Genomic DNA, 12,878 nt, shown 5'->3' with positions numbered 1-12,878 from the left:
CCATGCCCGATCTGGATCTCATCGCCGAACGGCTCGATACCGCAGCACGCACCGCGCGTTCGACGGGGCAGATCACCGCCGAGCATCCGGATTTTTCGCTGGCGGATGCCTATGTCGTCCAGCAGCGCCTGATCGATCGCCGCATCGCGCGCGGCGAAAAGCTGGTCGGCATGAAGATGGGCTTCACCAGCCGCGCGAAGATGGCGCAGATGGGCGTATCCGACCTCATCTGGGGTCGCCTCACCGACGCGATGGAGATCGCCGATGGCGGCGAACTCGACATCGCCCGCTTCGTCCATCCCCGCTCAGAGCCCGAAATCGCGTTCCGGCTGAAGGCGCCGCTGTCCGGAAGCGTGACATTGGCCGAGGCCCGTGCCGCGATCGGCGAGATCGCGCCCGCGATCGAGATCATCGACAGCCGCTATGCCGATTTCCGCTTCGCGCTGACCGATGTCGTCGCCGACAATTCCTCGTCCTCGGCCTTCGTCATCGGCCCATGGCAGGCGCCGTTCGACGACCTGTCCGATATCGGCATGACGCTGAGTTTCGACGGACAGGCGGTCCAGTCCGGATCGACCGAAGCGATCCTCGGCGATCCCGTCCAGTCGCTGGTCGAAGCCGCGCGACTGACCGCCGCATCGGGCGTGACGCTGGAGGCTGGCTGGATCGTGCTTTGCGGCGCCGCCACTTCGGCGGAAGCGCTGAAGCCGGGCATAAGGGTCGCGCTCGATGCCGGGCAGCTGGGCCAGGTCGAATTCCGCGTCGTCGGGGCCATCGCATGAGCGCCGAGGACAAGAATGGGGGCCGCGTGATCCCCAGCAAGGCCGTTCCGCGCGGCGCCTTTCCGCATTATCGCCGCGCGGGCGATTTCATCTTCGTCTCGGGCACCAGCGCGCGCCGTGCGGACAACAGCATCGCCGGCGCCGAAGCCGATGCGTTCGGCGCGACGACGCTCGACATCGCGGCGCAGACCCGCGCGGTCATCGGCAACATCGCCGACATATTGGCGGATGCGGGCGCGGGACTTTCGGATATCGTCGATCTCGGGGTGTTCCTGGTGAACATGAACGACTTCAGCGGATTCAATACGGTCTATGCCGAATATTTCGGCACCGACGGCCCCACCCGCACGACGGTGGCGGTGCACCAGCTTCCCCACCCCCATCTCCTGATCGAGATCAAGGCAACCGCCCATGCACCACAGGCGCGCGGGCAAGACGGCAACGAGGCGAACTGAGATGCTGACATACGGCCTCCCTTTCAATTTCCACAAATGGATCGAGGAGCATCGCGACCTGCTCAAGCCGCCGGTCGGCAATGCGCAGATCTGGCAGGACAGCGACCTGATCGTGACGATCGTCGGCGGCCCCAATGCGCGCACCGACTATCATGTCGATCCCTGCGAGGAGTTTTTCTACCAGATCGAAGGCGACATGAACCTGCGCCTCTGGAAGGATGGCAAGCCCGAGGATCTGCCGATCCGCGAAGGCGACATCTTCCTGCTGCCGCCGGGCGTGCCGCATTCGCCGCAGCGCCCCGTCCCGGGCAGCATCGGCCTCGTCATCGAGCGCCAGCGCCCGATCGGCATGATCGACGCCTTCCAATGGTATTGCGACACGTGCGGCGAGATCGTCCACCGTGTCGAGGTGCAGCTGAAAAGCATCGTCACCGATCTGCCGCCGCTCTTCGCGCAATTCTACGCGAGCGAAGCGCTCAGAACCTGCCGCGGTTGCGGCACTGTCCACCCCGGTAAGGCGTAAGACAAGATCATGTCATTTTCGGTCGATATCCACAGTCATTTCCTGCCCGAGCAATGGCCAGACCTGGAGGCGCGCTTCGGCACGCCCGACTGGCCCTGGATGAAACAGCTCGGCCCGGGCAAGGCGATGCTGATGCTGGGCAAGAAGGAATTCCGCCCGGTGCTCGACGATTGCTGGAGCGGCGAACGCCGGATCGCGGCGATGGATGAACATGGCATCGACGTCCAGGTGATGTCCGCGACGCCCTTGCTCTTCGCTTATGGCCGTCCGGCCGAGCAGGCCCGCGAAGTCGCCCGGCTGTTCAACAGCGCAGCGCGCGAGATCTGCGCGCATGATCCGGTCCGCCTCAAATCTTTGTGCCAGGTGCCGCTGCAGGATATCGACGCCGCCTGCGCCGAACTCGATATCGCGATGGCCGAGGGGCATATCGGCGTGCAGATCGGCAACCATGTCGGCGACCGCAATCTCGACGATGCCGGGATCATCACCTTCCTCCACCATTGCGCCGATGTCGGCGCGGCGGTGCTGATCCATCCCTGGGACATGATGGCACAGCAGCGCATGCCCAAATATATGATGTCGTGGCTGGTCGGCATGCCCGCAGAGACGCAATTGTCGATCCTGTCGCTGATCCTGTCGGGCGCCTTCGAAAAGCTGCCGCGCTCGCTGCGGCTGTGCTTCGCGCATGGCGGCGGCAGCTTTGCCTTTCTGCTCGGCCGCGTCGACAATGCCTGGCGCAACCGCGACATCGTCCGCGTCGATTGCCCCAATGTGCCGTCATCCTACACCGACCGCTTCTACGTCGATTCCGCCGTCTTCAACGAGGATGCGCTGGCGATGCTGATCAAGGTGATGGGCGAGGATCGCGTGGTGCTCGGCTCCGATTATCCCTTTCCGCTCGGCGAGCAGGTGGTCGGCCAGATGATCCGCGAAGACCAGGGGCTGGACGCCAATCTGCGCGCCAAGCTGATGGGCAAGAATGCGGCACGCTTCCTGAACCTCGAGGAATGCCTCGAAGCCGCGGCTTAGAGCGTCAGGCGAGGCCGGCGCGCGCGGCAATGTCCGCCGCGCAGGCGGCCAGATCCCTGGCAAGGTCGTCAACCCGGTCCGGGCCGATCCGTTCGGGCGTCGCCGACAGCGATATGGCGGCCACCGCCCGCGCGCGCCGGTCGATGATGGGAACGGCGACGCAGAATATGTCTTCGGCCATTTCCCGATCGTCGATGGCATAGCCGCGCTCGGCGATGCGTTCGATCTCGATCTTCAGGGCGTGCGGGTCGGTGATCGTCTGCGGGGTCAGCCTCACGAAACTGCCCGCCAGGAAACTGGCAAGCTCGTCGGCATCGAGATGTGCGAGCAGGACCTTGCCGACCCCGGTGCAATAGGCTTCGAGCTGGCCGAGTTCGCGCGTGAACAGTCCGGCGGGCTTCGGGCTCTCCTTGACCAGATAGGTCACCATGAAATCGTCGAAGATGCCGAGATGCGCGGTCGCGCCATTGGCCGCGGCCAACCGGCGCAGATAGGGCCGCGCCACGCGCGTCAGCGTCGCATGGGGATCGATCGATTGGGCGAGATCGAGGAAGCGCCCGCCCGCGGCATAGCGGCCCTTTGCGACGCGCGCGATCAGCCCCTGACGCTCGAGCGCCGCGAGCAGCCGCCGCGCCGTCGAGCCCGGCAGGCCGAATGCGGCGGCGAGCGTCGCGGCGGGCGTGCGGCCATCGTCACCGATCACCGCCCGCAACAGATCGAGCCCCTTGTCGAGCGCGCCGGTGCCGGCATGGGTGAGGGCCTTTTCCTTCATCCGCTCACCATATGAGCAGAAATCGCCTGCGTAAATTGCCCGATACCGAAGCAGCGCGATACATAAGGGGCACAGGAGAGACGCCGACCATGGAACACCCCGTCACCTATGAACAACTCGCCGCACGGCTTCGCGAGGCCTATGCCGCGGGCCCGGTACCGCCGCTGCGCGACGGGTTGGAGCCAACCGATGCCGGCGGCGCCTATGCCGTCCAGACGATCAATACGCGGTTCTGGCAGGATGCCGGCCGTCGCATCGTCGGACGCAAGATCGGCCTGACCGCCAAGGCGGTGCAGGCGCAGCTGGGTGTCGAACAGCCCGATTACGGCGTGCTGTTCGACGATATGCAGATCGCCGATGGCGGAATCCTGCCCGCTGCGGCCGTGCTCCAGCCCAAGGCGGAAGCAGAAATCGCACTGATCCTGGCGCGCGATCTCGACAATCCCGATGCGACGGTCGCCGATATCGCGGCCGCGACCGACCATGCGGTGGCCGCGATCGAGATCGTCGACAGCCGCATCGCCGACTGGAAGATCACATTCGCCGATACGGTGGCCGACAACGGATCATCGGCATTTTTCGTGCTGGGCAAGGATCGCCGCGCGCTTGACGGGCTCGATCTCTACACATGCGGCATGGCGCTCGAAGTGAACGGCGCGGTCGCATCGCTCGGCGCGGGTGCCGCGTGTCTCGGCCATCCGCTCAACGCCGCAGCGTGGCTGGCGCGGACATTGTCCGCGATGGGCGAGGGCCTGAAGGCCGGAGACATTCTGCTGACCGGCGCACTCGGCCCGATGGTCGCGCTCAATCGCGGCGACCATGTCGTCGCGAAGATCGGCGGCCTGGGTGAGGCCGGCTTCACATTCGAAGGAGCATGACGATGACCAAGATGAAGGCCGCGATCATCGGATCGGGCAATATCGGCACCGACCTGATGATCAAGATCATGCGCACCTCCGAGGTGCTGGAGGTCGGCGCGATGGTGGGGATCGACCCCGCGTCCGACGGGCTGGCGCGCGCCGAGCGGATGGGCGTCGCGACCACGGCGGAGGGCATTGAAGGATTGCAGCGTCTGCCCGTCTGGCCGGAGATCGGCGTCGTGTTCGACGCGACGTCTGCCGGCGCGCACAAGCATCATAGCGACGTCGTGACCGGCGCAGGCAAGGTGATGGTCGACCTGACTCCGGCCGCGATCGGCCCCTATGTGATCCCCGTCGTCAATGGCGACGATCACCTCGACGCCGAGAACGTCAACATGGTGACGTGCGGCGGCCAGGCGACCATCCCGATCGTCGCCGCCGTATCGTCGGTGGCGACGGTGCATTATGCCGAGATCGTCGCGTCGATCTCGTCGAAAAGCGCCGGCCCCGGCACGCGCGCCAATATCGACGAATTCACCGAGACCACGTCGCGCGGGATCGAGCAGGTCGGCGGCGCCGCACGCGGCAAGGCGATCATCGTGCTCAATCCGGCCGAGCCGCCGATGATCATGCGCGACACGGTGTTCACCTTGTCGTCCGGCGCGGACGAGGCCGAGATCGCGGCGGCGGTCGAGGCGATGGTCGCCAGGGTCAACGCCTATGTGCCCGGCTATCGGTTGAAGCAGAAGGTCCAGTTCGAGCGGTTCGGATCGAACAATCCCGTCGCCATTCCGGGGCTCGGCAGCTTCGAAGGCATCAAGACCACCGTCTTCCTCGAAGTCGAAGGGGCCGCGCATTACTTGCCTGCCTATGCCGGCAATCTCGACATCATGACCTCCGCCGGGCTGGCGACCGCGGAGAAGATCGCTCGCCGCCGCATGATGAAGGAGGCCGCATGATGGTTTTCGACCCCACCCAGACGAAGCTCTATATCCAGGACGTGACGCTGCGCGACGGCATGCACGCGATCCGGCATCGCTACGGGCTCGATCATGTCCGTGCCATCGCCCGCGCGCTCGACGAAGCGGGTGTCGATGCGATCGAGATCGCGCATGGCGACGGCATCAACGGTTCCAGCTTCAACTACGGCTTCGGCGCGCATACCGACTGGGAATGGATCGAGGCGGTCGCCGACGCCGTCGAGAAGAGCGTCGTCACCACCCTGTTGCTGCCCGGCATCGGCACCGTCCACGACCTGAAACAGGCCTATGACCTGGGCGTGCGTTCGGTCCGCATCGCGACGCATTGCACCGAGGCCGATGTCGCGAAACAGCATATCGCGGCGGCGCGCGACCTGGGCATGGACACGATCGGCTTCCTGATGATGAGCCATATGATCGAGCCCGAAGCGCTCGCGGGACAAGCCAAGCTGATGGAAAGCTATGGCGCGACCTGCGTCTATGTGACCGACAGCGGCGGCGCGCTCGACATGGACGGCTATCGCGCACGGCTGGAAGCCTATGACCGTGTGCTCAAGCCCGAGACCGAGCGCGGCGTGCACGCCCACCACAATCTCTCGCTGGGCGTCGCCAATTCGATGGTCGCGGTCCAGGCCGGCGCGATCCGCGTCGATGCCAGCCTGGCCGGCATGGGCGCGGGCGCGGGCAATGCGCCGCTCGAGGTGTTCATCGCCGCCGCCGACCGCAAGGGCTGGCAGCATGGCTGCGACCTGTTCAAGCTGATGGACGCCGCCGAGGATCTTGTCCGCCCGTTGCAGGACCGCCCCGTCCGCGTCGACCGCGAGACGCTCAGCCTCGGCTATGCCGGCGTCTATTCGAGCTTCCTGCGCCACGCGGAAAAGGCGTCGCGGGATCACGGCGTCGATACCCGTGCGATCCTGGTCGAGCTCGGTCGCCGGCGGATGGTCGGTGGTCAGGAGGACATGATCGTCGACGTCGCTCTCGACATGGCCCGCGACGCTGCGGCCTGACGCGCTCAAGCGCGTGACGGTTGCGCAAGCAGCAGTTCGGCGGCGGCAAGATCCTCGAGCGCGACACCGACCGACTTGAAGAGCGTGACATCGTCGGGCCATCCGCGCCCGGCCACGCGGCGGGCAAGTATGTCGGCCAGCAGGTTGGTATCGGCGGCCCGTACGATCCCCGCGGCGATCGGCTGGGTCAGGTCGCCCGCCGTCGCCAGCGCGCCGGGACCGTCGATCACGATGCGCGCGCGCGCCATCAGCGCATCATCGGCTTCGCGCATCACCGGCGTGAACCCGCCGACCAGATCGACATGCGTACCGGGACGGACATCCGCGCTATGGATCAGCGGCGCTTTCGACAATGTCGCGACGCTGACGATATCGGCGCTGCGCACCGCGGCGCCGAGATCGTGCACCGCCGTCGCGCGGATCCCCTCAGCGCCCAGCCGGGCAACCATCGCCTCGGCCGCCTCGGCACGGCGCCCCCAGATCATGATACGTGCCGGCCGCAGCGTTTCCCGATAGCAGCGGCACAGCGCATGGGCGATCTGGCCGGTGCCGACGATCAGCAATGTCGACGCATCGGATCGGGCAAGCGCCTGGGCGGCCAACACCGACGCGGCGGCCGTGCGGCGTTCGGTGAGCGCCGCGCCGTCGATGAGCGCCCGTGGTTCGCCGGTCGCCGCATCGATCGCGACATAGAGCGCCCGCACCGCACCACCCGGCCGCGCGGCGAGTGCGGGGTGCACGCTCACCAGCTTCACGCCGACCAGCCCGTCCGGATTGATCGCGGGCATCACCAGCAAATGCCGGTCACCCGACGCGCCATAGCCGATCGAGATGCGCTCCGCCGTGATCGGCGGATCGACAAAGGCCGCGCGCAGCGCCTCGATCAGCGCCGGATAATCCAGCAAACGATCGACCGACACGGCATCGATATAGGGGATCGCACTCATAAGAGCACGATCCGCTCGATCGGAATTTCGCGCGCGAGCCGTTCGCGCGGCCCGGCAGCATCGAACAGACGGTCGAGCACGTCGAAGCCCACTATGATCCCGCCGAATGCGGGAAAACCCTGTCCATCCGGCTGCCGCGCGCCACCAAAGTCGAGTGAGGGTTCGTCGCGCCCGCAGATGAAGAAGCTGTGATAGACGGCGCCGGGCTCGAAGCGGGCGAGCGAAATGGTCCCGCGCCGATGCCGAAGGCCCGTGCTGGCGGTCGATTCATGGCGCAAGCTGGGCGGTGGGGCCGTCGCCGGTTGCGGGTCGCCGCCCTGGATCACCTCGATCGTCACCGACTGATCCTCGTCGCGATTGGCGCCCGTCGCGATGCGATAGAAGCTGGAGCCGTCGAAACGGCCGGAAGCGACGTCGTCGAGGAAATAGGCCGCCGTCGCCGGCGCCCGATGCGTGTCGATACCCAGCACCATTTCGCCGAGCGCGGTAACGATGCGAACGCGGGAACCATCGGCCGGATCCTCGTTCATGCCGGCAAGGCGTTTTTCTGCACGACCCCGCCCTTCATCACCATCATCAATGCCTCGGGACGCGCGAGTAGCTCGATATCGGTCAATGGATCGCCGTCGACGACGATCAGATCGGCCAGGAAGCCGGGCCGGATCGCGCCGAGCTCGTCCGCCATGTTGATCAGCGCCGCATTGATCGACGTCGCCGAACGCAGGATGTCGACAGCCGGCATCACCTCCCGCCGCAGCCGGAACTCCGCCGATTGCTGTACCATCAACGGCCCGAGCAGATCGGTGCCGAAGCCGATGCGCGCCTTGCCGCGATACAGCAGGTCGAGCGATCGCAGTGCATGCCGCTCGACCTCGATCGTCTTGGCAAGACTGACCGGAGAGAGGCCGAGCGCCGCGCCGTCCTCGACAAGCGCGCGCAAGGTGATCAGCGTCGGCACGACATAGACGTCATCGGCCGCGGCGATGGCATCCGCCGTCTCGCCATCGATCAACGTCGCATGCTCGATCGAGCGCACGCCGGATCGGATGCAGCGCATCGCCGCGTCCGAGGTATGAGCATGCGCCATCACATAGCTGCGCCGCGTGCGCGCCTCGTGAACGGCGGCGGCGATCTCCTCGTCGCAATATTGCGCCATCCAATAGGGGTCGGAGGGCGACGCCACTCCGCCGGAGAGGAACAGCTTCACTTGCGTCGCGCCCAGGCGAAGCTGTTCGCGGGCCGCCTTGCGCACTTCGTCGACGCCATCGGCGAGCACGGTCAGCGATCCGCAATAGGCACAGCCGCATTCGAGCCCCGAGCCGCGCATGTCGCCATGCCCGCCCGTCTGGCTGAGCGCGAGGCCGGAATAGAAGAAGCGCGGCCCCTGGATCAGCCCGCGCTCGATGCCGATGGCCAGCGCGATATCGCCGCCGGCCGCATCGCGGACCGAGGTGAAGCCGCGTTGAAGCGCCTCTTCGAGTGCGCGTCGTGCATAGAGCGCCCGCAACCCCGGCCGCATGCGATCGAGAGCGCCGATATTCACCTCTGCCGCATAGGCATGGAAATGCGCGTCGATCAGCCCGGGCATGACCGTTCTGCCGCCCAGATCGATTACGGTCGCCGCCTCGGCATGCTGTGCCCGATCATGGATCTCGGCGATCCGCCCGTCGCGGATCACCAGGCTGCGACCGGGCAGCAGGCCATCGTCCACACCGTCAAAGACGGTGCAGTTGTTGAGGATGAGAGTCACGCGCGCTCCGTTCAGCCGGTCAGGCCGCCATAATGAAGATCGATCTGCTCCTGGGTCAGGAAGCCGTTGCGCAGATCCTCCGCCAATGCGGCCTTGGAGCGCTTCTTCGGATCGCCCCAGCCCCCGCCGGTCGCGGTCACCATGCGCACCACATCGCCCTTGGCCAGCCTCGTGCCGGTCACCTTGCCATGGACCTCGCGCGTCCCGTCGGCGCGGATGATGTCGAGATGGTTGGGCGATCCGTCGAGCCCGCCGGCCATGCCCCAGGGCGGAAATTTGAAGCGTCCGAAACTGCCGGTCGCGACGAAATCGTCGGTCCGCATGCGATAATCGAGCACGACGCCCTTGCCGCCGCGAAATTCGCCATGGCCGCCATCCTCGTTGTGGAAGGCATATTGATCGACCTGCACACCATAGCGGGCCTCGGTGATCTCGATCGGCACATTATAGGTTTCGCCATCGGCGGCCGCGAACTGGCCGGACTCGCCGTCCTTCTCCTCGCTGCCGCCCCAGCCGCCGACCAGCGGCTGCACCAGGATCGTGCTCTTGCCGGTATCCGCATGGGTGCCGGCGAACACCACCGAGCAGACCGACAGCATATGCCCCGCCCCCAGCCGCTCGGTCACATGCGGCGCCAGCGCGCGCCAGATCAGATCGACGCCGTACATCAGCGTTTCCCAATAGGTCGATACCGGCGCCGGCCGCTCCGCAGTGAAGACCGTCCGGTCGGGGCAGATGATCTCGATCGGACGGAAGGATCCGCTGTTCGCCGGAATCTGGGGATTGGTGATCGCCTTGAAGATCAGGCGGACCGCCGAGGTCAGGCCGGTGCGCGAATTGTTGATCGGCCCCAAGGTTTGCGGCGCGCTGCCCGTGAAATCGGCGACGAACTTGTCGTCGGTGATCGTCACCTTCACCATCACCTTGAGCGGGGTATCGCTCAGCCCGTCGTCGTCGATCAGATCCTCGGCGAAGAACTCCCCCTTCATCAGGCCGGCAAGCTCGTGCTTCGCCATCGTCTCGCCATAATCGAGCAATTCCTCCTTCGCGGCGAGCACCGCGTCATGCCCGTATTTGTCGAACAGTTCGCGCACGCGGCGCTCGGCGACGCCGTTCGCCGCGACGCCCGCCCACATGTCGCCCGCGCTTTCCTGCGGCAGGCGGATATTGGCCATGATGATGTCGAAAATGTCCTGGCGCAGCGTGCCGCCCTCGATGATCTTGCAGATCGGCATCTGGATGCCTTCCTGGAAGATCTCGGTGGCATTGGTCGAGAAACTGCCCGGCACCGCGCCGCCGACATCCAGCCAATGCGCCTTGTTCACCGCAAAGGCGACCAGAACGCCGTCATGGAAGATCGGCGTGGCGATGCCGAAATCGGAAAGATGGGTGCCGCCGCCGCGATAGGGATCGTTGCCGATGAACACGTCGCCGTCGCAGATCCGGCCCTCGCCGAATTTTTCGAGGATATCGCGGACGAAGCTGTCGATCATCGCGAGCAGGACGGTGGTGCCCTGCCCCTGCGCGATCAACTCGCCCTTCGCATCGGTGATGCCGACGGAGAAATCGAGCGCCTCGTAGATAATCGGGCTCATGCTGGTCCGCGCCATGGTGAGGAACATCTCGTCGCCGATGGCGACCAGCGCGCTCTTGATGATCTCGAGCGTATAGGGATCGGTTTTCATGGGAAGACCCTTCATCCGTTCAGATGGACATGGAGGTTGCCATAATCGTCGACGACGACGCGGCGGCCGGGCGTGACGACCAATGTCGCCGCGGCTTCCTCGACGATGCACGGGCCGGTGAACGCCATGCCCGGTTCGAGTTGATCGCGATCGTAGATGTCTGCGTCATGGACGCCATGCTCGTCGAAATCGACGGTGCGCCGGCTGACGATCGCGGCCTGGGGCACCTTGCCGGTGGCGGTCAGTTTCTCGGGTTCGTGCTTGGGCACATCGCCCAGCGCGACGAGATGGAAATTGACGATCTCGACGGGCAGGTCGAGGCGGAAGGTATATTCCCGCGCATGGGTGGCGTGGAAGCGTTCCGCCGCTTCCGCCACCGTCGCGCTGTCGAAGGCGATATCGGGAAGCTCCACCTTCACCGTATGCTCCTGGCCGAGATAGCGCATGTCCGCGAAACGCTGCAGCCGCAGCGGCAGCTTGCCCGCGTTCGCTTCCGCCGCGAAGCTGGCCTTCGCCGCGTCGGCCATCTCGACGAACAGCGTCTCGATCCGCTCGCTATTCTGGACGGCGAGCGGCACGACCTGCGTTTGCACGAAATCGCGCCGCATATCGGTCATCAACATGCCCCAGGCCGAAAAGACCGACGAGTTGGTGGGGATGATCACCTTGGGAATCTGCAGCTCTTCGGCGAGCATCACCGCGTGCATCGCGCCGCCGCCGCCATAAGCGACCAAGGTGAACTCGCGCGGATCATAGCCCTTGTTGAGCGAGACCAGCTTGAGCGCATTGACCATATTGGCATTGGCGATCCGGATGATGCCGCGTGCCACTTCGGCAATGTCGCCGCCCAGCGCCTCGACCAGCGGTGCGAAGGCCTGCTTCACATTCACCATGTCGGGTTCGATCTCTCCACCCAGGAAATTGGCGGGGTTGATCCGGCCGGTGACGAGATTGGCGTCGGTCGTGGTCGGGCGCGTGCCGCCGCGTCCATAGGCCGCCGGCCCCGGCGAAGCGCCGGCGCTCTCCGGCCCCACATAAAGCCGTCCGCCCTTGTCGATGCCGGCGATCGATCCACCGCCATTGCCGATCTCGACGATCTCGATCACCGGCGTGCGGATGGGGTAGCCCGGATTGGTGCGGGTCCATTCGATCCGATATTCGGTGGTGATCCGTGTCTGTGCATTCTCGATCAGCGAGCATTTCGCGGTGGTGCCGCCGATATCGAGCGCGATGATCCTGTTTTCGCTGAGCAGCCGGCCAAGCGCCGCCGCGCCGAGCACGCCGCTGGCCGGGCCCGATTCCACCATGGCGATCGGATTGCGCACCGCACCCTGGACGGTGTCGATGCCGCCGTTCGACTGCATGATATAGGGCGGATGGGGATAGCCCGCTTCGCCCAAGCTGCGCCCGAGCGTTTCGAGATAGCGCTTGGCGGCGGGGTGGACATAGGCGGTCAGCACCGCTGTCGACGTCCGTTCATATTCGCGCCACTCGCGTGAGATCTCATGCGACGCGATCACCGACACTTCGGGCCAGGCGGCGCGGATATAATCGCGCGCGATGACCTCGTTTTCGGGCGAGACATAGGCATGGAGGAAACACAGCGCGATGGCCTCCACCCCTTCCTTGCGGAAATCGTCCAGGATCGCGTCGAGCCCGGTGGGATCGAGGCGCGTCGTCACATTGCCCTGATAGGTGCTGCGTTCGTCGACTTCACGGCGCAGATAGCGCGGCACAAAGGGTTCGGGCTTCTGGAACGCCAGGTTGAACAGGTCGGGGCGGTTGCCGCGCGCGATTTCGAGCACGTCGCGGAACCCCTTGGTGGTGATCAGCGCGGTCTTCGATCCCTTGCGCGACAGCAGCGCGTTGATGACCACCGTCGTGCCATGCGCGAAGAAATCGAAACCGGCCGGGTCCAGTCCCGCCTTGGCGATCGCGTTCATCACCCCCTGGTCGAACTGGGGATAGGTCGTGTCGGTCTTGGCGGTCCGGAGCCCCACCACGCGTCCGCTCGACGGATCGACGTCATAGCAGACGAGGTCGGTGAAAGTGCCTCCAACGTCGGTGGCCACGCGCATGGTAAAA

13 protein-coding genes are annotated in these 12,878 nt (G+C 65.7%); 7 read left to right on the top strand and 6 right to left on the bottom strand.

The annotated features are described in order from the left end of the window. Window positions 1–2 precede the first annotated feature (2 nt). From AC3WN8_RS27330 to AC3WN8_RS27315, 4 genes are read left to right on the top strand one after another with little or no spacing between them, the layout of a single operon-like run. The gene (locus tag AC3WN8_RS27330) at window positions 3–782 is read left to right on the top strand and encodes a 2-keto-4-pentenoate hydratase (protein WP_492672672.1); all 780 of its coding nucleotides are present in this window, start codon (window positions 3–5) and stop codon (window positions 780–782) included. Next, window positions 779–1,237 carry a RidA family protein gene (locus tag AC3WN8_RS27325; protein WP_492672671.1) on the top strand — a complete coding sequence of 153 codons (459 nt, stop codon included), beginning with the start codon at window positions 779–781 and terminating at the stop codon, window positions 1,235–1,237. Before AC3WN8_RS27330 ends, AC3WN8_RS27325 begins: the two co-directional genes overlap by 4 nt. A 1-nt stretch (window position 1,238) precedes the next feature. Next, entirely contained in the window at window positions 1,239–1,760 is a 522-nt protein-coding gene (locus AC3WN8_RS27320; protein WP_492672670.1) for a 3-hydroxyanthranilate 3,4-dioxygenase, read from the top strand. 9 nt (window positions 1,761–1,769) lie between these two features. Next, a complete protein-coding gene (locus tag AC3WN8_RS27315) occupies window positions 1,770–2,789 on the top strand; it encodes an amidohydrolase family protein (protein ID WP_492672669.1) in 1,020 nt (339 codons plus the stop codon). Window positions 2,790–2,793: 4 nt separating this feature from the next. On the opposite strand, the gene AC3WN8_RS27310 is transcribed toward AC3WN8_RS27315, so the two are convergent. Beyond that, window positions 2,794–3,561, bottom strand: a complete 768-nt coding sequence (locus AC3WN8_RS27310) for an IclR family transcriptional regulator (RefSeq protein ID WP_492672668.1) — start codon at window positions 3,559–3,561, stop codon at window positions 2,794–2,796. 89 nt (window positions 3,562–3,650) lie between these two features. On the opposite strand from AC3WN8_RS27310, the gene AC3WN8_RS27305 reads away from it, so the two are divergent. The 3 genes from AC3WN8_RS27305 to dmpG are packed head-to-tail and all read left to right on the top strand — an operon-like array spanning window position 3,651 to window position 6,411. Continuing rightward, the gene (locus AC3WN8_RS27305) at window positions 3,651–4,439 is read left to right on the top strand and encodes a 2-keto-4-pentenoate hydratase (protein ID WP_492672667.1); all 789 of its coding nucleotides are present in this window, start codon (window positions 3,651–3,653) and stop codon (window positions 4,437–4,439) included. A gap of 2 nt (window positions 4,440–4,441) precedes the next feature. After that, window positions 4,442–5,380 carry an acetaldehyde dehydrogenase (acetylating) gene (locus tag AC3WN8_RS27300; RefSeq protein WP_492672666.1) on the top strand — a complete coding sequence of 313 codons (939 nt, stop codon included), beginning with the start codon at window positions 4,442–4,444 and terminating at the stop codon, window positions 5,378–5,380. Then, entirely contained in the window at window positions 5,380–6,411 is a 1,032-nt protein-coding gene (dmpG, locus tag AC3WN8_RS27295) for a 4-hydroxy-2-oxovalerate aldolase (protein WP_492672692.1), read from the top strand. Before AC3WN8_RS27300 ends, dmpG begins: the two co-directional genes overlap by 1 nt. Window positions 6,412–6,416: 5 nt before the next feature. Here the strand turns inward: dmpG and AC3WN8_RS27290 are convergent, their stop codons facing one another. Genes AC3WN8_RS27290 through AC3WN8_RS27270 form a run of 5 tightly spaced genes read right to left on the bottom strand, consistent with a single transcriptional unit; the run spans window position 6,417 to window position 12,871 of the window. Further along, window positions 6,417–7,358 (bottom strand): ornithine cyclodeaminase family protein, encoded by a 942-nt coding sequence (locus AC3WN8_RS27290; protein ID WP_492672665.1) that lies wholly within the window; start codon window positions 7,356–7,358, stop codon window positions 6,417–6,419. After that, window positions 7,355–7,888, bottom strand: a complete 534-nt coding sequence (locus AC3WN8_RS27285; RefSeq protein ID WP_492672664.1) for a peptidylprolyl isomerase — start codon at window positions 7,886–7,888, stop codon at window positions 7,355–7,357. Before AC3WN8_RS27285 ends, AC3WN8_RS27290 begins: the two co-directional genes overlap by 4 nt. Then, window positions 7,885–9,108: a metal-dependent hydrolase family protein gene (locus AC3WN8_RS27280; RefSeq protein ID WP_492672663.1), complete on the bottom strand. Its 1,224-nt coding sequence runs from the start codon at window positions 9,106–9,108 to the stop codon at window positions 7,885–7,887. Before AC3WN8_RS27280 ends, AC3WN8_RS27285 begins: the two co-directional genes overlap by 4 nt. 11 nt (window positions 9,109–9,119) lie before the next feature. Further along, window positions 9,120–10,793: a hydantoinase B/oxoprolinase family protein gene (locus AC3WN8_RS27275; protein ID WP_492672662.1), complete on the bottom strand. Its 1,674-nt coding sequence runs from the start codon at window positions 10,791–10,793 to the stop codon at window positions 9,120–9,122. Between the two features lie 11 nt (window positions 10,794–10,804). After that, window positions 10,805–12,871, bottom strand: a complete 2,067-nt coding sequence (locus AC3WN8_RS27270) for a hydantoinase/oxoprolinase family protein (RefSeq protein ID WP_492672661.1) — start codon at window positions 12,869–12,871, stop codon at window positions 10,805–10,807. Window positions 12,872–12,878 lie beyond the last annotated feature (7 nt).

Source organism: Sphingobium sp. FW305-3-2-15-F-TSA7 (assembly GCF_058787155.1).
Note: the sequence above shows the minus strand (reverse complement) of the source record. Positions and strands in the feature narration are given on the sequence as shown.